Genomic DNA, 20,649 nt, shown 5'->3' on the forward strand with positions numbered 1-20,649 from the left:
CGTACTAAAATTCTTGTACAAAATAATCAAATAAGCGTTGCTCTTTCGGATCGTTCTTATGTGTTAATTCAGGATGCCATTGAACCCCAAGAATTTTATGGCTGCGATCGCGACTTTCGACAGCTTCGATGATTCCATCTGTTGACCAAGCAATTGGAACTAGACTTTCTGCTAAATCTTTCAATGCTTGATGATGATAGGAATTGACCTGATTTTTTTCACCCAGAATGGCCGCTAAAGAGGAATCTCCTTTAACAGTAATCGAATGCAAGCCAAAATCAGGAACAGTTGGAAACATATCGTGTTTGACCGTCCAATTTTCATAGTATGACAAATCTTGATACAACGTACCGCCTAAAGTTACATTCAATAATTGTGTACCGCGGCAGACGGCTAAGATAGGTTTGTTTTGTTTGATGGCTTCTTTGATCAAGGCCATCTCAAAAGCATCACGTTCCATACTAGTAGCACCTAATTTTGGATCGGGTTCTTCTCCGTATAAAATTGGTGAAACATCTTGTCCACCTGCTAGTAATAGTTTATCAATAGTTGCTATATAACTGCTAGCTAGTTCAGGATCACTGATTGGTAATAGAACTGGGACACCACCAGCTTGATGAATCCCGTCAATAAAACCCTGAGGGCTGTAAGTAAATTGTTGATCAAAAAATTCTTGGTTTTTTTGATAATGCTGATTTGCTGCGATACCGATAATTACTTTTGTCAAAAAGGCCACCTCTTTATTCAATTTATTCTTTAAATTGTCGCTAGTTCTAAACGTTGATACTAAAAATCTATCATACTTCTTTCTTATCATAGTTGAGAAAGGATAGCAAGAATTGCGCTAGCTAGTAAAATAAAAATATTTTTGCGTGATTTATTCTAATGCTAGAAAAGCAACATACTTAAATAAGATAAAACCAATATTTAATTACGTAGAACGTAAGATCCGTTTTTTTAGAACCAACTATTTTTGAATTTTAAGGTCTTTTTTTTAGTTAGTACATTTGTTACACTGAAAAAGAGATTTTTTTTATAAATTACAATGGTTGGGCGCAAGCTTCAAGGATCATGTTCTTCAAGGGGTGAGAAGAACGGTCTAGAAGTTTGCGCTCTTTTTGTATCAAAAAGGAGGGGTTATGTGTTAGAGGCTTTGGAAAAAATAAAAATAGCAGAAGAACAAAATGAGTTGAAGAAAGAGTCTTTGAAAAGTGATTTAGCTTCATATGAAGCAGCTAAAAAACAAGAATTACAAATAAAAAAAGGACAATTAAAAGAGACTTTTTCCAGTATGGTTGATCAACAAGCGCATAGTTTAGCGAAATCTTTAGCAGCAGAAAAGCAAAAACTTGCTGAGATAGCTGAGGTAGAAACTAGCCAGATGGAGGAAAAGTATTCAGTAAAAAAATCACAGATGATTCAAATGATAGTCGAAAGGGTGATCACAGAATATGGCAGTCAGTAAAATGAGCAAGCTGACGTTGATTGCTCCGCAAGGGTACAGTGAAAAAATACTTTCAACCGTTCAAGGATTCCAAGGGGTAGAAATTCGAGATCTCTTCCAACAGACAGTCAGTAATGCCTGGGTAGCAGATTATTTTAATGAGGTAGAGCCTTTGGCTAGTCAAACTGAATTGACAAAAATTGAAGACCAGTTAAAGGCGATAAGCGAAGCAATTCAATTTATAGAACGTCACGGCAGCAGTAAGGAAAAAAGCTTTCATTTAAAACGTCGACAAGCGGCATTAAAAGTATTGGAAGAAACCTTTGATGAGACGGATTTTTTAGCTGAGCTGATAAATATCCAGGATTTAGAAAAAAATTTTTTGAAAACCGAAAAGAAAAGACAAACCTTACAAGAAGAAGAGAGTCTGTTACAAAAATGGCAATCCTTAGATTTTGTTCCAAAAAATTATTCACTCTATTCAACGAACTTTTTTTTAGGCAGCAGTGATCCTGAAGCATGGGAACGAGTCGAACATCAAATGAAAAAGCAACAAATTTATTATGAAGTGATTCATAGCGATGACCAAACGATTCATTTTGGCTTGCTGTATCTGCGAGAAAAAAATGAGCTTGTTCAGGAGTTGATCAGGCAGTTTAGCATCAATGCGTTTCGTTATGATTTGCCTATATTACCTAAAGAAAAATTGGCAGAAATCCAGCAGGCATCACTTGAATTAATTGAGCAACAGAAGCTGTTGACTCGATTGATTGGACAAAAAAAAGTCATGATTGAAAAGTTAGAGTTAGCAGAAGAAATCTTATTGGCAAAAAAAAATCGCTGGCTTATTTATCATCGTTTTATTAAAAATGAACGCGTATTTCTTTTACAAGGTTGGATAGAAACAGAAATGTTCGAAACACTCAAAGTTTTTTTAGCAGAATCAGTAGATCTAACGAATTTCTATATTGAGATTGAAGAGCCATCGGATTTTGAAATTGAGGAAGAGATTCCGACAAAATTAAAGAACAATCGCTTTGTTCGACCATTTGAGATGTTAACAGAAATGTATAGCTTGCCAAAGTATCACGAAGTTGATCCAACACCTTGGTTCATGCCCTTCTATTTTGTATTTTTTGGCATGATGGTGGCTGATGCAGGGTATGGGACACTGATGTTAGTAGTAACGACAATCACATTACGCACACTGCTCCCACGAGGAATGGAACGATTTATGCAATTTTTCCAAATTTTAGCTGTACCAACTATGTTGTGGGGATTGATCTACAATTCCTTTTTTGGCTTTTCATTTAATTATCAGCCACTCCTTTCCACTAGTACTGATGTCATCAGTATCTTGATTTTATCGATTATTTTTGGTGTTATTCAAATTTTTATTGGCTTAGGACTAGCTGCTCGCGAAAAGATCAAAGTTAAAAATTATCTTGGAGCTATCTCTGATGGCTTTGCGTGGCAAGGAATCCTAACAGGGACTATTGTTGGCGGCTTAGGAAAAATAGTTATGCATAGTCAAGCATTTTTTACGGTGGGAGTTGTTCTTGCTAGTTTCAGCGCATTGCTGGTCGTGATTACGCCGATGATCCAATCGAAATCAAAGCTGCAAGGACTAGCTTCGGGGGCCTACAACCTTTATGGAATCACAGGGTACATTGCTGATTTGGTCAGCTACACTCGTTTGATGGCACTGGGGATTTCTGGAGGGAGTATTGCAGCTGCTTTTAATATGCTAGTAAGTTATATGCCGCCCATCGCTCGATTTAGTGTAGGAATTTTATTGATGGTGGTATTACATGGATTGAACATCTTTTTATCCTTATTGTCAGCTTATGTCCATGGGGCACGACTACAGTACGTAGAATTTTTCGGTAAATTTTATGAAGGTGGCGGCCGGGCTTTCCGTCCATTAAAAACCGAAGAAAAATATATAAATATCAAACAAGAAAAATAATTGGAGGAGTTTTAAACAATGATGGAGTATTTGATTAGCAACAGTGGCGGGATTATTTTTGCAATTTTAGGAATGGCTACAGCAACGATCTTTTCCGGAATCGGTTCATCTAAAGGGGTTGGTATGACTGGGGAAGCTGCGGCAGCTTTGACCACTAGTCAACCAGAAAAGTTCGGGCAAGCATTGATTTTACAACTATTACCCGGTACTCAAGGACTCTATGGATTCGTTATTGCGTTCTTGATTTTTACAAATTTATCAAATGATCTTTCCGTTGTTCAAGGATTAGGCTACTTAGGAGCAGCATTACCGATCGCTTTTACGGGACTGTTCTCGGGAATTGCTCAAGGAAGAGTTGCTGCAGCAGGGATTCAAATTTTAGCAAAAAAACCAGAGCATTCAACGAAAGGAATCATCTATGCAGCAATGGTTGAAACTTATGCCATTTTAGGTTTCGTTATTTCATTCTTATTAGTCGGACAAGTTTAAATGAGTGATCTCGACTTATTTTGGATTTGGAAAACGAAGGGCAAAAAGGAGTTTTTTGATGGAAGCAATTGAGAAAATAGTTGAGCAATTGAATCAACAAAGTGAGTTAGAACGCCAGCAATTAAAGACAGCAGAAATTACTCGAATCGATCAAACTTATCAAGCAGAATTACAGGAAATAGAAGTAGATCATCAAAAACGTTTAGAAAAAAAGCTAGCAGAGCTAAAAAAAAGCTATAAGCAAAGCAGTAATCGATTGAACGTTTCACAAAAACAAGTGATTCTTAACCATAAACAAGCGATTCTAGAACGGATTTTTAGCGAAGCAATCATGGAGATGGAAAAATTACCGCTGGAAGAACAACAAGAATTTGCCGCCAATGCCTTATCAAAATTGCAATTATCTGGTGAAGTGATTTTTAGCGCGGGTGAAAAATCGGCAGGTATTTTTAATGAACCATGGTTAGATAGACAAAATGAAGTCCTCGCTTATCAATTAGTCAGTGGCGATTCAATTTCAGGTCAAGCGGGTTTTTTATTAGACAAAGCCGGCGTACAGTATAACTTTCTGTATCAAAGTATAGTAAGAGAAGTCCAATCAAGAGAGAGTTATCAATTTGCTCAACGACTTTTTGAATAGGGGGAATAGCATGAAACAAATGACGTATCATGAATTAAATCCGCTAGTTCGTTTGAAAGAAATGGAATTACTAACCACTGAGCAAATGACAAAAATGTTAGAGTCTGTAGACTTGAAGGAACTAGAAGAGCTTTTGAGAGTAACTATCTATGGGAGCTATTTAGCAGTGGATTTGTTTGAGGATTTTGAAAAAGCTTTAAGCCAAGCCCAATCAGATTTATTAATGGAGCTAGTTCCATTAGTTCCAGATCAAAATGTAATTTGGATCTACACTATGCGTTCAACTTTTCATAATCTTAAAGCATTGCTCAAAGCAGAATTATTAAATCAAAATTTTGATGAACTATATATTTTTGATGGTTTTTATTCGCTCGAGAAAATAAAAACGGCAATTCGGAATGGTCAAGCGACCGGTGTTCCGGCGAGTATACTCGAAAGTATTCGAGAAGTAAGAGAGCACTTTGAAGAGTCTAATAGTTTACAAGGGATCGATATCATTTTGGATCGTAACTATTTAGCGTGTCAACGTGAAATCGCTGATCGAATCGGAGAGCCTGAATTGGTAGCAGAAGTAATCAGCTTTATTGATTTTACCAATATTTTGATGACAGCGCGGGGAATCAAGCAGAATAGAACTCGCAATTTTATGTCAACTGTTCTGTCTAGTCGAGGCAGTATTCCTAAAGTAGAATTATTGTCTTATATCGAAACCAGCTTAGAGCAATTAACAGCTTATTTATGCTCGACTGTCTATAGTGAGATCATTGTACCGATTGTTCAAGAGAACACTTTAGACTTAACAGAACTAGAGCGAGTATGTGATGATTATTTGACAGAGCTTTACGAAATTGCACAAACTCAAGCGTTTGGTCCGTTGCCAGTATTAGCCTTATTAAATGCGAAATCAATAGAAGTGAAGAATTTACGATTGATTATTACAGGGAAACAAGTTGGTTTATCAAAAGAGCAGATCAGAGAGAGGATGCGTGTGACCTATGGCACATAAAATTGGTGCAATCGGTGATAAAGACTCGATCTTGCCGTTCAAGCTTTTTGCTTTTGATACCTTTGTAAGGAAAGACAAGAAGTTGATTCGCCAAAAAATTGATGAGATGGCACAAGAAGAATATGGAATCATTTATATCACGGAAGAGTTCGCTCAACTTGTTCCAGATACGATCAAGCGTTATGAGGAGAAAATCATCCCTGCAATCGTGCTTATTCCTAATCACCAAGGAACTTTGGGAATCGGTAAATCAATGATTCAAGATCAAGTAGAGCGAGCGGTTGGACAGAATATTTTATAAAGGAGCTAATAACTTGCAAGAAGGTAGAATAACAAAAGTTTCTGGCCCATTAGTGTTGGCAGAAAAGATGGACCATGCAGCTATTCAAGATATTTGTTATGTAGGGGATCTTGGTGTTATCGGTGAGATAATTGAAATGCGCGGCGATATTGCTTCAATTCAGGTGTATGAAGAAACCGCTGGGATTGGGCCGGGAGAACCAGTTAAAACAACAGGTGAATCTCTTTCGGTTGAATTGGCACCAGGAATCATTTCTCAAATGTTTGATGGAATCCAGCGGCCCTTAGATAGTTTTAAAGAACAAACAAAAAGTAATTTTTTAAGTCGAGGAGTTCAGATTCCCGCCTTGGATCATGAAAAAAAATGGTGTTTTGAAGCAACTGTCGCAGAAGGAAGTTCTGTATCGGCAGGTGATGTGGTAGGAACTGTTCAAGAGACTAAGATTATTACACATAAAATCATGGTGCCAAATGGCATCAAAGGAAGACTTAAAAAAATTACTTCTGGAGAATTTACGATCGATGAAATTATTTATATTATCGAAACTGATTCTGGAGTACAAGAATTTTCGATGCTGCAAAAGTGGCCTGTTCGAAGAGGGCGACCGGTAGCTGAAAAATTAAATCCTGAAGCCCCTATGATTACTGGACAACGAGTCATTGATACTTTTTTTCCAGTTATAAAAGGTGGAGCCGCAGCGGTTCCTGGTCCATTTGGCGCTGGGAAAACTGTTGTCCAACATCAGATTGCGAAATGGGCAGATGTTGATTTAGTTGTTTATGTTGGCTGTGGAGAACGTGGAAATGAAATGACTGATGTATTAAATGAATTTCCTGAATTGATCGATCCAAAAACGGGAGAGTCTTTGATGGAGCGAACAATCTTGATCGCCAATACCTCTAATATGCCGGTGGCAGCTCGAGAGGCATCAATTTACACGGGGATCACGATTGCCGAATATTTTCGAGATATGGGATATAATATCGCGATCATGGCAGATTCTACTTCACGTTGGGCTGAAGCTTTACGAGAAATGAGCGGACGTTTGGAAGAAATGCCAGGTGATGAAGGATATCCCGCTTATTTAGGTAGTCGTTTGGCTGAATATTATGAACGTTCCGGCCGAGTAGTCGCTTTAGGACATGATAGACGTGAAGGATCAATTACAGCAATCAGTGCCGTATCACCATCGGGTGGAGACACTTCTGAACCAGTGACGCAAAATACGCTACGGGTGGTGAAAGTCTTTTGGGGACTAAGTGCTACACTAGCCCAACAACGTCATTTTCCATCAATTGATTGGCTGCAAAGCTATTCATTGTATTCTTCTGAGGTCGGAAAATATTTGGATAATGATTTGCAAGTAAACTGGTCACAAATGGTGGGTGAAGGTATAAAAATATTGCAAAAAGAATCGGAATTGAACGAAATTGTCCGTTTAGTCGGAATTGATTCTTTATCAGAAAAAGATCGATTAACTTTGGAAGTCGCTAAATCTTTGCGTGAAGATTACTTACAACAAAATGCATTCGATGATGTCGATACGTTTACTTCACGGGAAAAGCAATTCAAAATGATCGCCAATATCTTAACGTTCAATCGAGAGTGTCAGCAAGCATTGGCGTTAGGCGCTTATCTGAAAGAACTGATGGAAGGCACCGTTATTTTACGTGATCGCATCGCTCGGAGTAAATATATTCCAGAAACAGAATTAGAAAAATTGGATCAAATCAATCTAGATATTCTGACTGAGATCCAAGCAATCGTTGCTCAAGGAGGAATGACCAATGATTAAAGAATATAAAACAATCAATGAAGTAGTCGGACCTTTGATGGCAATTGACCGAGTAGAAGGTATCAAATACGAGGAATTACTTGAGATTCGCTTGAATAATGGAGAATTACGCCGTGGACAAGTATTAGAAATCCACGAAGATAAAGCTTTAGTCCAAATTTTTGAAGGAACTAGTGGAATCAATTTGAAAGAATCGACTGCCCGTTTTTTAGGACATCCTTTGGAGTTAGCTGTTTCTGAAGATATGGTCGGACGGGTATTTGATGGTTTAGGCCGCCCAAAAGATGGGGGCCCAGAAATTTTAGCTGAAAAAAATGTCGATATTAATGGAGAAGTTATCAACCCGGTTTCGCGAGATTATCCGGACGAATTTATTCAAACAGGTATTTCTGCAATCGATCATTTGAATACTTTGGTTCGTGGTCAAAAATTACCCGTCTTCTCTGGTTTTGGACTGCCTCATAAAGAATTGGCTGCTCAAATAGCACGACAAGCTACTGTGTTGAATAAAGAAGATGATTTTGCAGTTGTATTTGCCGGAATTGGAATTACTTTTGAAGAGGCAGAATTCTTCATGGAAGATTTTCGTCAAACAGGTGCGATCGATCGTTCCGTAGTCTTTATGAATTTAGCGAATGATCCGGCGATCGAAAGGATCGCTACACCGCGGATGGCTCTGACAGCTGCTGAATATTTGGCGTACGAAAAAGGAATGCACGTTTTAGTTATTATGACGGATATGACGAATTATTGTGAAGCTTTACGAGAAATTTCAGCTGCACGTCGAGAAGTTCCTGGTCGTCGAGGTTATCCGGGTTATTTATATACTAATTTGGCCACTTTATATGAGCGGGCAGGGCGTATTCGGGGATTGAAAGGATCAGTTACACAGATTCCGATTTTGACCATGCCTGAAGATGATAAAACCCATCCAATTCCTGATTTGACTGGTTATATTACAGAAGGTCAAATTATTTTATCTCGAGAATTAGATAAAAATGGGATTCAACCACCAATTGATGTCTTGCCATCACTTTCCCGCTTAAAGGATAAAGGTACTGGTGAAGGAAAAACCAGAAAAGATCATGCACCGACAATGAATCAGCTGTTCGCTGCGTATGCTCAAGGAAAACAAGCAAAAGAATTAGCAGTTGTATTAGGAGAATCTGCTTTGTCTGATACGGATAAAATCTATGCTAAATTTGCTGAACGCTTTGAAGAAGAATATGTTAATCAAGGATTTTATGAAAATCGTTCGATAGAAGAAACACTGGATCTTGGCTGGAAATTATTAGCGATGCTACCACGCACGGAATTGAAGCGGATCAAGGACGAAATGTTGGATGAATATTTGTCAGAAGGTGTCTAAAACTATGGTAAAATTAAATGTTAATCCAACTAGAATGGAACTTACACGGCTGAAGAAACAATTAACGACTGCCAGTCGTGGCCATAAACTTCTAAAAGATAAACAAGATGAATTGATGCGTCGTTTTATTCGATTGATCAAAAAAAATGATCAGTTGCGGACGCAGGTCGAAGAAGCTTTGCAGCAAGCGATGCAAAATTTTTCAATGGCAGATGCTTTATTGAATGATAAATATATCGAGGAATTACTTGCTGTTCCTAAGGAAAAAGTAACACTAGATGTGATCGAACAAGATATCATGAGCGTAACAGTTCCCGTCATGAATTTTAGTCATGACCGAAGTTTAGCCACTGGTCCGCTGGAATATGGTTTTCTAAATTCTAATGATGAATTAGATCAGAGCATTTTGAAATTTACTGAAGTTCTGCCCAAATTATTAGAACTAACGGAAATCGAAAAAACATGTCAACTAATGGCTAAAGAAATCGAAAAAACGCGTCGGCGAGTCAATGCTTTAGAATATCTGACGATTCCTCAGTTGGAAGAAACAATTTATTTTATAAAAATGAAGTTGGAAGAAAATGAGCGGGCAGAAGTAACTCGAATGATCAAAGTAAAAAATATGGGAACTACTTTTTAGTAGCACCCATGTTTTTTTAGCGGATCACTTCAATTTTGTAACCATCTGGATCGGTAATAAAGTAATATGAAGGATCTGTTCCAGGTAACCCTTTTAGATCGGTTACTGTGAAGCCTTTTGATTTATGTTGTTCATGAAGGGCTTCAAGATTTTCTGCTTTGATCGCAATATGGCCATAGCCATCACCTAAATCGTAAGCTGCGTGATCGTAGTTGTAAGTAAGTTCCAATTCATAGTCATCACCAGGTAAGGTCAAATAAACTAAGGTGAATTTTGAATCTGGGAAATCACGGCGACGTGATTCTTCAAAATCAAAAGCCTCTTGATAAAATTTTACTGAAGCTGCTAAATCTTTTACTCGGACACATGTGTGAGCCATTTTCATTTTTAAATCATCCTTCCTAAATGTACTATAGTTATCATATCATAAAATAATTATTTCTAAGCTTTTATGCTCAACGGTTGTTTATGAGTTTTTTTTAATGTAAACTAACATATAAATATAATTTGCAGGAGGTTACCAATGACCCAAGTATTTGGCGCAAAAGAAACTGGAAAAAATTATCTGGCACGTTATGCCGCTTATGCAATTTTAATAAATGATGAGCAGCAAATTGCATTAGTGCAAGCTCCAAATGGTGCGTATTTTTTACCTGGAGGAGAGATCGAGGGCGAAGAAACGAAAGAGGAAGCCATCGAGCGAGAGATGCTTGAAGAATTAGGTTTTGAAGTAGTATTAGCTGAATACTTAGGACAAGCGGACGAATATTTTTATTCACGCCATCGAGATACTTATTTTTATAATCCAGGCTATTTTTACGGAACTAAAAGTTGGACCAAAGTTTCGGAACCGTTAGAAGAGGGTAACCAAAGCAGTTGGGTATCACCAGAAAAAGCGATTGAATTATTGAAACGTGGTAGTCATAAATGGGCCGTCAAAGAATGGGCAGCTAAAAACCTTTCTAAATAATTTAGAAAGGTTTTTTTATTTTATTCAATTAATTCGCCGTTGCGGATATGTTTGGCAAAAGTTTGGTAATAGTCTTCAAAGAGATCGGAATTCAAATTATTTTGCTGGGTCATTTCTTTTGGATAATAGAAACGAACATCACCTTGTCCCTGACCAGTCAAAGCGGCAACTAATTGACTCGCTCTGGAGAGTTCAATCAACGTACCATCTTTTTGCATCAGTTCGATCTGAGTTCGATGGCTTCCTTTTTCAGGATGATAAAGGTCATAAGGCAGATCATAACTTGAATTGATCGCTGTGTAATAGTGAGGATTGAATCCAGCTTTTTCAACTAATGATTTCATTTTGATCAATAAAGGATTCTCACTAGAATCAACAAGAATAGATTTCAAAGGTTTACGATTCAAGAACCGTGAAGCTAAATCGCTTAAAATCAAATCTTGCTCATCGATCCATTGAGAAAAGTAAGTGTTCAAAACGCCATCGTCTAATTTTAAATAATCTTCTAATGAGAAGTCTTCCTTCAAAAAAGGAATCAATAGTTGTGAATGAAGTGAGAAGAATTCCGCATCTTCTTGATACAATTCATGTGCGCGATCCAAAAGATGCGCCAATAAGACTTCCATACTCCGAGAGACAGGATGGAAATAGACTTGGACATACATTTGATAACGGCTGACGATATAATCTTCAACGGCATGCATACCATTCATCGCAAATGCGATCCCACCTTCATAGGGACGAATGACCCGTAAGATGCGAGTTAAATCAAATGTTCCGTATTCAGTCCCAGTGAAATACGCATCTCGTAATAAATAATCCATGCGATCGGCATCGATCTGGCTGGAAATTATTTGAACGACTTGAGGATTTGGATAAGTTTTAGTAATGACACTCGCTACTTTTTCCGGAAAGCCTTCTTCAACATTGTTTAAAATCTGAAAGACTTCGGTTTCGGGTGAGGTAATGATCGCAACGGTTAAAGCCTCGTGATCCGTATGAAAAATATGTTCAAAGGTATGTGAGTAAGGACCATGACCGATATCATGTAGTAAGGCAGCACACAATGCCACTAAACGATGGGAGTCGTCCCAACCGTCTTTGCCTAATTTTTCTTGCGGATAATTTCGTTTGAAAATATCACAAATTCTACGAGTGATCTCATACACACCAAGTGAGTGGGAAAACCGGCTGTGTTCAGCTCCGTGAAAAGTATATGAAGTTGTCCCTAGTTGTTTCACGCGTCGTAAACGCTGGACTTCTTTTGAATTGATCAAATCTAAAATCACTTGATGTTGGACATGGATATAATTATGGACCGGATCACGAAAGACCTTTTCCAATGGCAGCATTTGATATTTATAACTCATGGAGCACCTCCTGAATAACCAAATTGCGTTGTTTCATGTTTTGTACGCGGCGTTGGTATTCTTCTAATTGATAAAATGTTGACAATGAGTTTGTTGTTTCTTGATAAGGCATGACTCGCAACAATTCTTTTTTTACGGATTCGACAGTTACTGGAAAAGGAGCGATCTCAGCCAGTGTGGTCATGCTGTCAGGGCGGACGGGTGGATAATCTTGGCCAAATTTTTCTTTTAATCCGCTTTGATAAAAGGCACGAACAACTTCTCCGCGCGTTTTTTGATTGCCGTTCACACTAAGATACATCATGATTGCGACGCCTTCTTTGACTCGTCGTTGAGCGATCCCGGCAATTTTTTTGCCATTGATCGAAAGATCGAATTTACCTGGACAATACGAATCAGCTATTTCACCGACTGTAAGGTTGAATTGACCAAAACTAGTTTTTTTCAACCAGTCTACTAGCGCTTGATAGCCATCATCGATCGATAGCTCAGTGATACCTTTTTTTGGTAAAATCAATGAGACGTTTAAAATACCGGGATCATTGATAACACCTAGACCACCGGCATTTCTTAATAATAAATGATAATTTTTCTGATGGACGGTCTTTAAGGCCTCGGCAAAATAAGTGACGCGGCTATCTTTCATCCCTAAAATAAGGGTAGCTGGTAATTGCCAAAAATGAATAATAGGCTGATCATGATCACCGCTATATTCGGTTAAAACATCCGTTAGAGCAAAAGGATTGTATAAGTCCTGTTCGTCGATCATTTTCTGATCAAATAATAAAGCTGTGTTCATTCAAGCACCCTCTCACTTTCTAATTCCTTTCTATTATAAACAAAAAAAGATCAATGAGATAACTAAGTCGCTCAAAAAGCAGAAGTAGTTGACAAAAGAAGGAAAAGTATGAAAAATAAAGACTGGAAGGAGTGGAAGCTCTGTGAATATTAAAGATGGAATTCCGGCAAAAATTAAAGTACAAACGAAAGTCACGCAAAATAATGAAACTGAAAATTTCGTGTTCGATCTTCCTGGTCAAGTAGTTCAAATGGGAGATACCTTGTACATTCGTTACAAAGAAGTTCAACCTGATGGTCAAGAAGCACCGGTGACAGTTAAGGTCACGCCCGATTCGCAAGTTCAATTGATTCGTGCAGGTGAGTCTAGAATGCGGATGCGTTTTGCGTACCGTGAAAAAATGGAGACTAACTATAAAACGCCGTATGGTATGTTTATCATTTCTACTTATGCACAAAATCTTCATGTGACGTTGAAGGATCGACCATTTTCAGGGGTGATCAACATCGATTATGCCCTATACATGAAAGAAGAAAAAATCGGTGATTATCAGTTAGTTTTAGAATTTACGACTTAAGTAGAATAAAGGTTTGCTTTTTAGCTTTTGATTTTGTATGATAAGGAGTAGACTTTGAAAGGACGTGTCATACTTGAAACTTAGTATTTTTGATGGTTTAAACAAGGATGAATTATCAATGATTGAAGTGGCACACGCAATTCTGGAAGAACGCGCAGATGTAATGGATTTTTCTGATTTAGTCAATCAAATCCAAAACTATCTTGGCAAATCAGACAGTGAGATTCGTGATGCATTAGCACAGTTTTATACCGATTTGAATATTGATGGAAGTTTTATTTCTCTAGGCGATAATCGCTGGGGATTACGTTCATGGTACGCGATCGACTCAATCGATGAAGAAGTAAACCATGGCTTAGAAGATGAAGAAGAAGACAAACCACGTCGTAAAAAACGTAAAAAAGTCAATGCCTTCATCAACGGTGACGACGACGCCATCGACTATAACGATGACGATCCAGAAGATGCTGATCTATTAGCGGACGACGATGACGATGATATCGACGACGATGATGATGATGACGATGATGAAATCGCAGCATACAATACAGATCTTCACGAAATTGGCGCTGATTCAAATGAGGATGACGAAGAAGTTGTTCCTGGCGGAATCGAAGATGACTTAAGTGTGATCGACGACGATGATGAATTTGACGACGATGAAGAAGACGAAGAAGAGTAGATCATTTGATCTATTCTTTTTTTATAGATCGAATATTTTGTAAGGGTTGTCTTTTGTTCTTTTATTTGAAAAACGATACTATTAAAGTAGACGAAATGAATGAAAGGTGGTCATTATGGAAAAAGTACCTGAAATCAAAATCAAATTAACAGATGTCAGCCAACGTTTGGATGAAGGGTATCTGCTTTTATCTGAATTGCGTAAAGAAGCAGATGCACCTGTAGTGAAAGCTTGCTTATTAAATAAAGAAGTCATTGCAGTCTACGGGAAAGAGGCCGCTCGTGCATTTTATGATCCTGCCAATTTTAAACGCAAAGGGGCAATGCCAAAGTTGGTATTAAAAACTCTTTTTGGTGAAGAGGGCGTCCAAACATTAGATGATGAGGAACATAATCAACGAAAAAAAGTATTTATGGATCTAATGACTCCGAAAAGAATGGAAGACTATCATCGAATTGTTGATCGGACGCTTACCGAAAAAATGGAACATCTGCAAGGTGAACTTGAGTTGTTCGATGTAGCAAAAGATGTTTTATTTCGTTCGATTTGTGAATGGTCGGGGATTGATTTGACGAAGATGGATGAACGAGAAATCAACCGATTGGCAGAATACCAAATTTCGATGATCAGTTCGGCAGTGACGAATCCGATAACTCATATCAAAGGGATCGAAAACCGTAAAAAATCCGAAAAATGGGCACAGTCATTGATTGAGGATGCACGAATCAATCCAGTTGTAGGCAAAGAAAATGTAGCTTTGTACGCATTCGCAAATGCAAAGGACACACAGGGAAATCTATTGCCGATCGATGTTGCTGCAGTCGAATTATTGAATATTATTCGCCCAACTGTCGCTTTGACTGTCTGGATTGCCTTGATGGGACATGCCTTATTTAGCCGTCCGGATATTTATCAACGATTACACACAGAATTTGATGAATTGCAAGATTCGTTTATTCAAGAAATGCGTCGTTACTACCCATTTTTCCCTATGGTCCCAGCATTTGCCAAAAAGGATGTCACGATCGACGGCTACTTGATCCCTGAAGATAGTTGGGTGGTATTGGATCTCTATGGGACCAACCATGATGAGCGGTCGATCGAAACACCGGAAGTCTTTCGTATCTCACGATATGTAGGGAAAGAAAAACATATTTCCTATGATGAAGAATACGAAATGATTGCACAAGGCGGAGGGAAGTTCGAAGCAATGCATCGTTGCGCGGGTGAATGGATCACGTTACATGCATTACGTGTTTTTTCAGATCAGTTAGTGAATAAATATGAATTTTCTGTCCCAGAGCAAGACTGGACGATTCCGATGAATCAATTTCCCACTTACCCAAACAGTAAAGCGAAACTTTATAAGAAATAAAAACAAGGCAGCAGATAGAACTAACTATTTGTTGCCTTGTTTTTATTTAGTTAACTGTTGTTTTTTATTTGAGAGCATATGGTTTAAGATTCTTTCTGTTTCGGCTAATTCTTTTTGCTTTACCTTGATTTCGCCCAATTTGTCTTCTAATAATTGAATATTTTCTTCTAGAGTACGAGAATCTCCGAATTTTTCATTGATTTGCAGCAACTCTGCGATTGAAAAACCATTGGCTAATAAAAGGACAATAAATTTTAACTGTGAAACGGCGGAAGTGTCATAATTTCGGTAGCCATTTTTATCGCGTGTAAAATAGTTGGTTGTAAGGAGACCTTTACGTTCATAGAACCGAATAGTCGATATGGGTAATTGGGTCTCCTTAGCTAAGTCACTGATTTTCATAAATACCTCCTTTGATTTGCCTTGAACTATAGTTCATAGTTTATACTATGTGAAATTAAAAAGAAAAGGAGTAAGAAAAAATGAAAAAAACTTTAGGAATCGTTTTAGGCGGTGGCGGAATTACCGGGATTGCTTGGGAAATAGGGATTATCAATGGATTAATCAGTCAAGGTATTGAGCTTGAAACGGCGGATAAGATCCTCGGTACTTCCGCCGGTTCTTTTGTAGGAGCGGCATTAGCGAGCGGCTTTGATATGCATGTATATATGGAAAAATTTAAAGATCCTGCAGCTTTTAATGAGTTTGCAAAAGTGAGACCTGAAGTAGCAACTCTATGGATTCAAGCTTTTCGTTTAGGTGGGAATGATCGTCAAACAGTGGGGCGATCGTTTGGCCAGATTATAAAAAAATATCCCGCATTGACTAGTTTAGAAGACCGGCTAACAATGGTCCGAAATAGATTGGTGACAACTGAGTGGGCAACGAATTTAGAAATCAGTATGATCAATGCTGCTACAGGAAAAATTCATTTTTTTGATCATCATAGCGGCATTTCATTGGTTGAGGCAGTTGCGGCTAGCGGTGCGGTTCCTGGGGTTTGGCCTCATATGCACTTCTTAGCTGCTGATTGGATCGACGGGGGAATGGTTTCATCAACCAACGCTTATCATATGAAGGGGATAGATATCGTATTAGTTCTGGCGCCACTACCTCAAAAATATGGTGCAATTCCCAGCCCTGCTGAAGAAGTTGAGCAATTGTGTCAACAAGCAACCGTTGAATTGATCAATCCGGATGAAAAAAGTCATTCGGAAATTGGTGCTAATATCTATGATGCATCTAATTGTGCTGAGATTGCCCAAGCAGGCTACAAACAAGGTCAGGCTTTAACCGCGAAGATCCAATCATTACTTGAAAATTAAAGACGAAAAGAATGTGCGCAACGATTTTTTGCGCACATTTTTTGATAAGGAATAAATATTTTGGAGGTTGAATAGTTTCTGATAGAATTGCTAAGTAGTAGCTAAAAAAGTATAATAGATTCCATGAGCAATGCAGCGTGGTTCGTTAATCAACAAAAAAAACCATCTCTCAAACGAGAGATGGTTTAAAATATGCGCCCTGAGGGAATCGAACCCCCGTCTCAAGAACCGGAATCTTACGTGATATCCACTACACTAAGGGCGCAAGCACGAATATTAGTTTAGCATATAAATAAAAAAAAACAAGGGGAAAGTATATGAAGTTTCAGCAAGGATACTCGCAAAAGCAGCAGCAGACACAGAAACTAGCGATGACTCAAGAGTTGCAACAAGCTATTCAAATTCTTCAATTCAATACAGAAGAACTACAAGACTATGTTGAAACTATTTCGTTAGAGAATCCATTATTTGAGATCGTTGCTCCGAAAATGCAGAGTGATTTGATGCAAATGCATAGTGGCGGCATTAAAGAAGAATCGTTTATCCAAATCGCCGATCACCCTGTCTCTCTCTTTGAACATTTGATTCACCAAATAAATTTGAATTATCGAGATACGTTCATCCGCGAAATCATGTTGGCATTGGTAGAAAATATCGACATAAACGGGTATCTAAAAGTAGACGAAGAAAATTTTAAAGCAGAGATCAACGCAACGGACATCCAATTTTTAGACGGATTGACGCTTTTACAGCAGTTAGATCCGCCAGGGGTAGGGGCCAGAAATTTACAGGAATGTTTAATGCTTCAAACTGAGCAAGATGACTATGCTCCTAATTTGGCTTATCTTATTTTAGAAGAATCTTTTGACGAAATTGCTAAGCGAAAGTTTGAGATCATTGCCAAAAAATATCAATTGTCGTTAGCGCAAGTCCAACAAATCATGGATTATATCCAAAATTTGAATCCTTTTCCAGGTGCTGGCTTTGGTAGTCAAGATTCAAACTTTATCATTCCTGATTTAACCTTGGTCCGTAGAGCAGATGAATTGGTGGTCTTATCCAATAAACGTGGACAGATCCGTTTAAACTTCCAAGAGAACTATTTCAATCGGCTAAAAGCGCAAGCGGATGAAGAAACAAAAATCTACTTAAAAGAAAAATTGCAACAGTTTGAATGGTTGAATAAGACGATGGGTCAACGTAAAGATACAATTTTAGAAGTAGGTAAAATCATTGTCCAACAACAAGCTCATTTTTTTGAAACAAAACAAGGTGCGTTAAAACCATTGATGTTGAAAGACATCGCAAAGCAATTGTCTGTGCATGAATCAACGATCAGCAGAGCTGTGAATGGAAAATATATTGAGACGGATTTTGGTATATTTGAATTACGTCGTTTTTTTGTCAATAAAGTTAATGATGAGGATACTTCAGCTGATGAAGTAAAAAAAATGATTGCTGATTTTGTTGAAGGCGAAGATAAACGCAAACCATTATCAGATCAAAAAATCGTCGAAATGCTCGCAGAAAGAGAACAAAAAATTTCAAGAAGAACGGTTGCTAAATATCGTGATGCCTTGAAAATACCTAGTTCATCGAAAAGAAAACGTTTTGATTAGGCCAAGAATATTTCTTGGCTTTTTCCTTGCAAGAAATGAATAAAACTGGTACACTTTGTCATGTAAGAAATTCGAAAATTCAAATGAATGTTTTGGGCTTCTTGCAATTTTTTTAAAGTTCATGGGTCGCTAAAAGTCTATGAGGGACTACTTAAGTCCAACGGAGGAATTCCTTTGTTAAGTGAATTAAGAGTACTTGAAGCAATCGCCCCTGATGTGTTAGAGGTTGTAAAAAAAAGATTTCGTATTATGCAGAATATTTTTTGGATGCAGCCGATCGGTCGAAGAAACTTAGCGGATTCCTTAGGTCTAACTGAACGAGTCTTGCGAAGCGAAACAGACTTTCTCAGAGAACAACATTTGATTGATGCAACAAAGAGTGGTATGTTACTTACTGAAAAAGGCAAAGATTTATTGCAGCGGCTTGAAGTCGTGTTAGAGCAATTTACTGGCATGGATCAGTTAGAGAAACAATTAGCGTCACTTTTTGGAATTGATCGTTGTTTGATCGTTTCTGGTAATAGCGACGAACAAGAGAAAGTGATCAGTGAATTTGGAGTCTTAGTCGAAGAAGCTTTACGGCGAGAATTACCAGATGGCCGAAACATTATCGCAGTAATGGGCGGTACAACGATGGCAGAAGTCGCCAGACACGTCAGTCCATTAGAAACAACGAAACGCCATAATCTTTTTGTTCCAGCAAGAGGCGGTATCGGAGAAGCTGTTGCGATCCAAGCCAATTCTGTTAGTGCATTGATGGCTGCAAATGCTCACGGTGAGCATCGCGCTTTATATGTGCCTGAACAATTAAGTGAAGAAGCGTATCACACATTGCTTAAAGAACCTTCAATTAAAAGTGTTCTAGCAATGATTAAAGAGGCCAACTGTGTTGTTCACAGCATTGGTCGTGCTTTGCACATGGCAGCAAGACGAAAAATGTCAGAAGATGAGATTATTCGTTTGAAACAAAAGAATGCTGTCGCTGAATCATTTGGTTACTTTTTTGACGAAAATGGAGCAATCGTTCATAAAGTACCACGAATTGGATTGTCTTTAGAAGATATCCAAAAGATGCCGATGATTCTGGCCGTGGCAGGTGGCAGAAGTAAAGTTAAAGCCATCACCGCGTATATGAAAAATGCTCCAAAACAAACGTGGCTCATCACAGATGAAGCTGCCGCAAATGAGATTTTAAAAGGGAATACCCCTTTAAAATAAATATTTTTTTGATTCCATGAGGAGGAAATCTTAAATGACAGTAAAAGTTGGAATTAACGGATTTGGACGTATCGGGCGCTTAGCATTCCGCCGTATCCAAGATGTAGAAGGATTGGAAGTTGTAGCTATCAACGACTTAACAGACGCTAAAATGTTGGCTCACTTGTTAAAATATGATACAACTCAAGGTCGCTTTAACGGAACTGTTGAAGTTCACGAAGGTTCATTCAACGTGAACGGCAAAGAAGTAAAAGTTCTTGCTAACCGCAACCCTGAAGAATTACCTTGGGGAGACCTAGGAGTAGATATCGTTTTAGAATGTACTGGATTCTTCACTTCAAAAGCTGCTGCTGAAAAACATTTAACAGCTGGCGCTAAACGTGTTGTTATCTCAGCTCCTGGTGGTAACGATGTTCCAACAATCGTTTATAACACTAACCACGAAACTTTAACTGGTGACGAAACAGTTATCTCTGGTGCTTCATGTACTACTAACTGTTTAGCTCCTATGGCTAAAACTTTAAATGACGAATTTGGTGTTGTTGAAGGATTAATGACAACTATCCACGCTTACACTGGTGACCAAATGACTCTTGATGGACCTCACCCTAAAGGCGACTTCCGTCGTGCACGTGCTGCTGCAGCAAACATTACACCTAACTCAACTGGTGCTGCTAAAGCAATCGGTCTAGTTATCCCTGAATTAAACGGTAAATTAGACGGAGCTGCTCAACGTGTTCCTGTTGCAACTGGTTCATTAACTGAATTAGTTACTGTTCTTAACAAAAAAGTTACTGTTGACGAAGTAAATGCTGCTATGAAAGCTGCATCTAACGAATCATTCGGTTACAACACTGACGAAATCGTTTCTTCTGATATCGTAGGTATGAACTATGGTTCATTATTCGACGAAACTCAAACTAAAGTTATGACAGTCGGCGACCAACAATTAGTTAAAACTGTTGCTTGGTACGACAACGAAATGTCTTACACTTCACAATTAGTTCGTACTTTAGAATACTTCGCTAAACTTTAAGATTTATTTTAAAATAGAACGATAG

At 38.2% G+C, this 20,649-nt stretch carries 22 protein-coding genes, 1 tRNA gene and 1 other annotated feature; of the genes, 17 read left to right on the forward strand and 6 right to left on the reverse strand.

The annotated features are described in order from the left end of the window. Positions 1 to 4 precede the first annotated feature (4 nt). Positions 5 to 727, reverse strand: a complete 723-nt coding sequence (locus ACKTSC_RS08965; RefSeq protein ID WP_407855669.1) for a gamma-glutamyl-gamma-aminobutyrate hydrolase family protein — start codon at positions 725 to 727, stop codon at positions 5 to 7. A gap of 320 nt (positions 728 to 1,047) precedes the next feature. Further along, positions 1,048 to 1,095 (forward strand) — a sequence feature (sodium ion sensor (DUF1646 type); this cis-regulatory element may regulate processes involved in with the transportation of sodium ions). Between the two features lie 46 nt (positions 1,096 to 1,141). Between ACKTSC_RS08965 and ACKTSC_RS08970 the strand changes: the two genes are divergently transcribed. Genes ACKTSC_RS08970 through ACKTSC_RS09010 form a run of 9 tightly spaced genes read left to right on the forward strand, consistent with a single transcriptional unit; the run spans position 1,142 to position 9,653 of the window. Then, positions 1,142 to 1,465, forward strand: coding sequence for a hypothetical protein (locus tag ACKTSC_RS08970; protein ID WP_407857405.1), 324 nt, complete (start codon positions 1,142 to 1,144; stop codon positions 1,463 to 1,465). Further along, positions 1,452 to 3,413: a V-type ATP synthase subunit I gene (locus tag ACKTSC_RS08975; RefSeq protein ID WP_407857406.1), complete on the forward strand. Its 1,962-nt coding sequence runs from the start codon at positions 1,452 to 1,454 to the stop codon at positions 3,411 to 3,413. Before ACKTSC_RS08970 ends, ACKTSC_RS08975 begins: the two co-directional genes overlap by 14 nt. A gap of 18 nt (positions 3,414 to 3,431) precedes the next feature. Beyond that, positions 3,432 to 3,902: a V-type ATP synthase subunit K gene (locus ACKTSC_RS08980; RefSeq protein WP_332580261.1), complete on the forward strand. Its 471-nt coding sequence runs from the start codon at positions 3,432 to 3,434 to the stop codon at positions 3,900 to 3,902. A gap of 58 nt (positions 3,903 to 3,960) precedes the next feature. Then, the gene (locus ACKTSC_RS08985; protein WP_407857407.1) at positions 3,961 to 4,542 is read left to right on the forward strand and encodes a hypothetical protein; all 582 of its coding nucleotides are present in this window, start codon (positions 3,961 to 3,963) and stop codon (positions 4,540 to 4,542) included. A 19-nt stretch (positions 4,543 to 4,561) separates the two neighbouring features. Beyond that, positions 4,562 to 5,548, forward strand: a complete 987-nt coding sequence (locus ACKTSC_RS08990) for a V-type ATPase subunit (protein WP_407857434.1) — start codon at positions 4,562 to 4,564, stop codon at positions 5,546 to 5,548. Then, entirely contained in the window at positions 5,538 to 5,849 is a 312-nt protein-coding gene (locus tag ACKTSC_RS08995) for a V-type ATP synthase subunit F (protein WP_332580259.1), read from the forward strand. The genes ACKTSC_RS08990 and ACKTSC_RS08995 overlap by 11 nt, the downstream gene beginning before the upstream one ends. A gap of 13 nt (positions 5,850 to 5,862) precedes the next feature. Beyond that, a complete protein-coding gene (locus tag ACKTSC_RS09000) occupies positions 5,863 to 7,644 on the forward strand; it encodes a V-type ATP synthase subunit A (RefSeq protein ID WP_332580258.1) in 1,782 nt (593 codons plus the stop codon). Continuing rightward, the gene (locus tag ACKTSC_RS09005; protein WP_407857408.1) at positions 7,637 to 9,013 is read left to right on the forward strand and encodes a V-type ATP synthase subunit B; all 1,377 of its coding nucleotides are present in this window, start codon (positions 7,637 to 7,639) and stop codon (positions 9,011 to 9,013) included. The genes ACKTSC_RS09000 and ACKTSC_RS09005 overlap by 8 nt, the downstream gene beginning before the upstream one ends. A 4-nt stretch (positions 9,014 to 9,017) precedes the next feature. After that, on the forward strand, positions 9,018 to 9,653 hold the full coding sequence (locus tag ACKTSC_RS09010; RefSeq protein ID WP_407857409.1) for a V-type ATP synthase subunit D: 636 nt from the start codon (positions 9,018 to 9,020) through the stop codon (positions 9,651 to 9,653). Between the two features lie 16 nt (positions 9,654 to 9,669). On the opposite strand, the gene gloA is transcribed toward ACKTSC_RS09010, so the two are convergent. After that, positions 9,670 to 10,038, reverse strand: a complete 369-nt coding sequence (gene gloA / locus ACKTSC_RS09015) for a lactoylglutathione lyase (protein ID WP_407855659.1) — start codon at positions 10,036 to 10,038, stop codon at positions 9,670 to 9,672. 138 nt (positions 10,039 to 10,176) lie between these two features. On the opposite strand from gloA, the gene ACKTSC_RS09020 reads away from it, so the two are divergent. Then, positions 10,177 to 10,623 (forward strand): NUDIX hydrolase, encoded by a 447-nt coding sequence (locus tag ACKTSC_RS09020; RefSeq protein ID WP_407857410.1) that lies wholly within the window; start codon positions 10,177 to 10,179, stop codon positions 10,621 to 10,623. A 20-nt stretch (positions 10,624 to 10,643) separates the two neighbouring features. On the opposite strand, the gene ACKTSC_RS09025 is transcribed toward ACKTSC_RS09020, so the two are convergent. Both ACKTSC_RS09025 and ACKTSC_RS09030 read right to left on the reverse strand, forming a co-directional pair. Then, positions 10,644 to 11,993 carry an HD domain-containing protein gene (locus tag ACKTSC_RS09025; protein WP_407857411.1) on the reverse strand — a complete coding sequence of 450 codons (1,350 nt, stop codon included), beginning with the start codon at positions 11,991 to 11,993 and terminating at the stop codon, positions 10,644 to 10,646. After that, positions 11,983 to 12,792 carry a lipoate--protein ligase family protein gene (locus tag ACKTSC_RS09030; protein WP_407855656.1) on the reverse strand — a complete coding sequence of 270 codons (810 nt, stop codon included), beginning with the start codon at positions 12,790 to 12,792 and terminating at the stop codon, positions 11,983 to 11,985. Before ACKTSC_RS09030 ends, ACKTSC_RS09025 begins: the two co-directional genes overlap by 11 nt. A 142-nt stretch (positions 12,793 to 12,934) precedes the next feature. Here ACKTSC_RS09030 and ACKTSC_RS09035 point away from each other — a divergent pair, with 142 nt between their 5' ends. The 3 genes from ACKTSC_RS09035 to ACKTSC_RS09045 all read left to right on the forward strand — a co-directional run bounded on the left by ACKTSC_RS09035 (position 12,935) and on the right by ACKTSC_RS09045 (position 15,426). Further along, a complete protein-coding gene (locus tag ACKTSC_RS09035) occupies positions 12,935 to 13,369 on the forward strand; it encodes a YwiB family protein (protein ID WP_332580251.1) in 435 nt (144 codons plus the stop codon). 118 nt (positions 13,370 to 13,487) lie between these two features. Further along, positions 13,488 to 14,051: a DNA-directed RNA polymerase subunit delta gene (gene rpoE, locus ACKTSC_RS09040; protein WP_407857435.1), complete on the forward strand. Its 564-nt coding sequence runs from the start codon at positions 13,488 to 13,490 to the stop codon at positions 14,049 to 14,051. Positions 14,052 to 14,166: 115 nt separating this feature from the next. Then, complete coding sequence (locus ACKTSC_RS09045) at positions 14,167 to 15,426, forward strand: cytochrome P450 (RefSeq protein WP_407857412.1); 1,260 nt, start codon at positions 14,167 to 14,169, stop codon at positions 15,424 to 15,426. A 42-nt stretch (positions 15,427 to 15,468) separates the two neighbouring features. Here ACKTSC_RS09045 and ACKTSC_RS09050 read toward each other — a convergent pair whose 3' ends face one another. After that, positions 15,469 to 15,828, reverse strand: a complete 360-nt coding sequence (locus ACKTSC_RS09050; protein WP_332580248.1) for a MerR family transcriptional regulator — start codon at positions 15,826 to 15,828, stop codon at positions 15,469 to 15,471. A gap of 80 nt (positions 15,829 to 15,908) precedes the next feature. On the opposite strand from ACKTSC_RS09050, the gene ACKTSC_RS09055 reads away from it, so the two are divergent. Continuing rightward, complete coding sequence (locus ACKTSC_RS09055) at positions 15,909 to 16,751, forward strand: patatin-like phospholipase family protein (RefSeq protein ID WP_407857413.1); 843 nt, start codon at positions 15,909 to 15,911, stop codon at positions 16,749 to 16,751. Between the two features lie 193 nt (positions 16,752 to 16,944). Here ACKTSC_RS09055 and ACKTSC_RS09060 read toward each other — a convergent pair. Continuing rightward, positions 16,945 to 17,016, reverse strand: a tRNA-Arg gene (locus ACKTSC_RS09060). Positions 17,017 to 17,068: 52 nt separating this feature from the next. Here ACKTSC_RS09060 and rpoN point away from each other — a divergent pair. The 3 genes from rpoN (at position 17,069) to gap (ending at position 20,624) form a co-directional block, all read left to right on the forward strand. Continuing rightward, on the forward strand, positions 17,069 to 18,370 hold the full coding sequence (gene rpoN, locus ACKTSC_RS09065) for an RNA polymerase factor sigma-54 (RefSeq protein WP_332580246.1): 1,302 nt from the start codon (positions 17,069 to 17,071) through the stop codon (positions 18,368 to 18,370). 174 nt (positions 18,371 to 18,544) lie between these two features. Further along, entirely contained in the window at positions 18,545 to 19,588 is a 1,044-nt protein-coding gene (locus ACKTSC_RS09070; protein ID WP_332580245.1) for a sugar-binding transcriptional regulator, read from the forward strand. Positions 19,589 to 19,622: 34 nt separating this feature from the next. Then, positions 19,623 to 20,624: a type I glyceraldehyde-3-phosphate dehydrogenase gene (gene gap, locus ACKTSC_RS09075; protein WP_332580244.1), complete on the forward strand. Its 1,002-nt coding sequence runs from the start codon at positions 19,623 to 19,625 to the stop codon at positions 20,622 to 20,624. The last annotated feature ends 25 nt before the right edge of the window (positions 20,625 to 20,649 follow it).

It is taken from the genome of Enterococcus hailinensis, from assembly GCF_045862035.1.
Taxonomy (GTDB): domain Bacteria; phylum Bacillota; class Bacilli; order Lactobacillales; family Enterococcaceae; genus Enterococcus_A; species Enterococcus_A hailinensis.

Coding starts and splice junctions, on each gene's coding strand:
- ACKTSC_RS08975 (WP_407857406.1), top strand. CDS start 1,452: ATGGCAGTCAGTAAAATGAGCAAGCTGACGTTGATTGCTCCGCAAGGG.
- ACKTSC_RS08980 (WP_332580261.1), top strand. CDS start 3,432: ATGATGGAGTATTTGATTAGCAACAGTGGCGGGATTATTTTTGCAATT.
- ACKTSC_RS08985 (WP_407857407.1), top strand. CDS start 3,961: ATGGAAGCAATTGAGAAAATAGTTGAGCAATTGAATCAACAAAGTGAG.
- ACKTSC_RS08990 (WP_407857434.1), top strand. CDS start 4,562: ATGACGTATCATGAATTAAATCCGCTAGTTCGTTTGAAAGAAATGGAA.
- ACKTSC_RS08995 (WP_332580259.1), top strand. CDS start 5,538: ATGGCACATAAAATTGGTGCAATCGGTGATAAAGACTCGATCTTGCCG.
- ACKTSC_RS09005 (WP_407857408.1), top strand. CDS start 7,637: ATGATTAAAGAATATAAAACAATCAATGAAGTAGTCGGACCTTTGATG.
- ACKTSC_RS09010 (WP_407857409.1), top strand. CDS start 9,018: ATGGTAAAATTAAATGTTAATCCAACTAGAATGGAACTTACACGGCTG.
- gloA (WP_407855659.1), bottom strand. CDS start 10,038: ATGAAAATGGCTCACACATGTGTCCGAGTAAAAGATTTAGCAGCTTCA.
- ACKTSC_RS09020 (WP_407857410.1), top strand. CDS start 10,177: ATGACCCAAGTATTTGGCGCAAAAGAAACTGGAAAAAATTATCTGGCA.
- ACKTSC_RS09025 (WP_407857411.1), bottom strand. CDS start 11,993: ATGAGTTATAAATATCAAATGCTGCCATTGGAAAAGGTCTTTCGTGAT.
- ACKTSC_RS09030 (WP_407855656.1), bottom strand. CDS start 12,792: ATGAACACAGCTTTATTATTTGATCAGAAAATGATCGACGAACAGGAC.
- rpoE (WP_407857435.1), top strand. CDS start 13,488: ATGATTGAAGTGGCACACGCAATTCTGGAAGAACGCGCAGATGTAATG.
- ACKTSC_RS09045 (WP_407857412.1), top strand. CDS start 14,167: ATGGAAAAAGTACCTGAAATCAAAATCAAATTAACAGATGTCAGCCAA.
- ACKTSC_RS09050 (WP_332580248.1), bottom strand. CDS start 15,828: ATGAAAATCAGTGACTTAGCTAAGGAGACCCAATTACCCATATCGACT.
- ACKTSC_RS09055 (WP_407857413.1), top strand. CDS start 15,909: ATGAAAAAAACTTTAGGAATCGTTTTAGGCGGTGGCGGAATTACCGGG.
- rpoN (WP_332580246.1), top strand. CDS start 17,069: ATGAAGTTTCAGCAAGGATACTCGCAAAAGCAGCAGCAGACACAGAAA.
- gap (WP_332580244.1), top strand. CDS start 19,623: ATGACAGTAAAAGTTGGAATTAACGGATTTGGACGTATCGGGCGCTTA.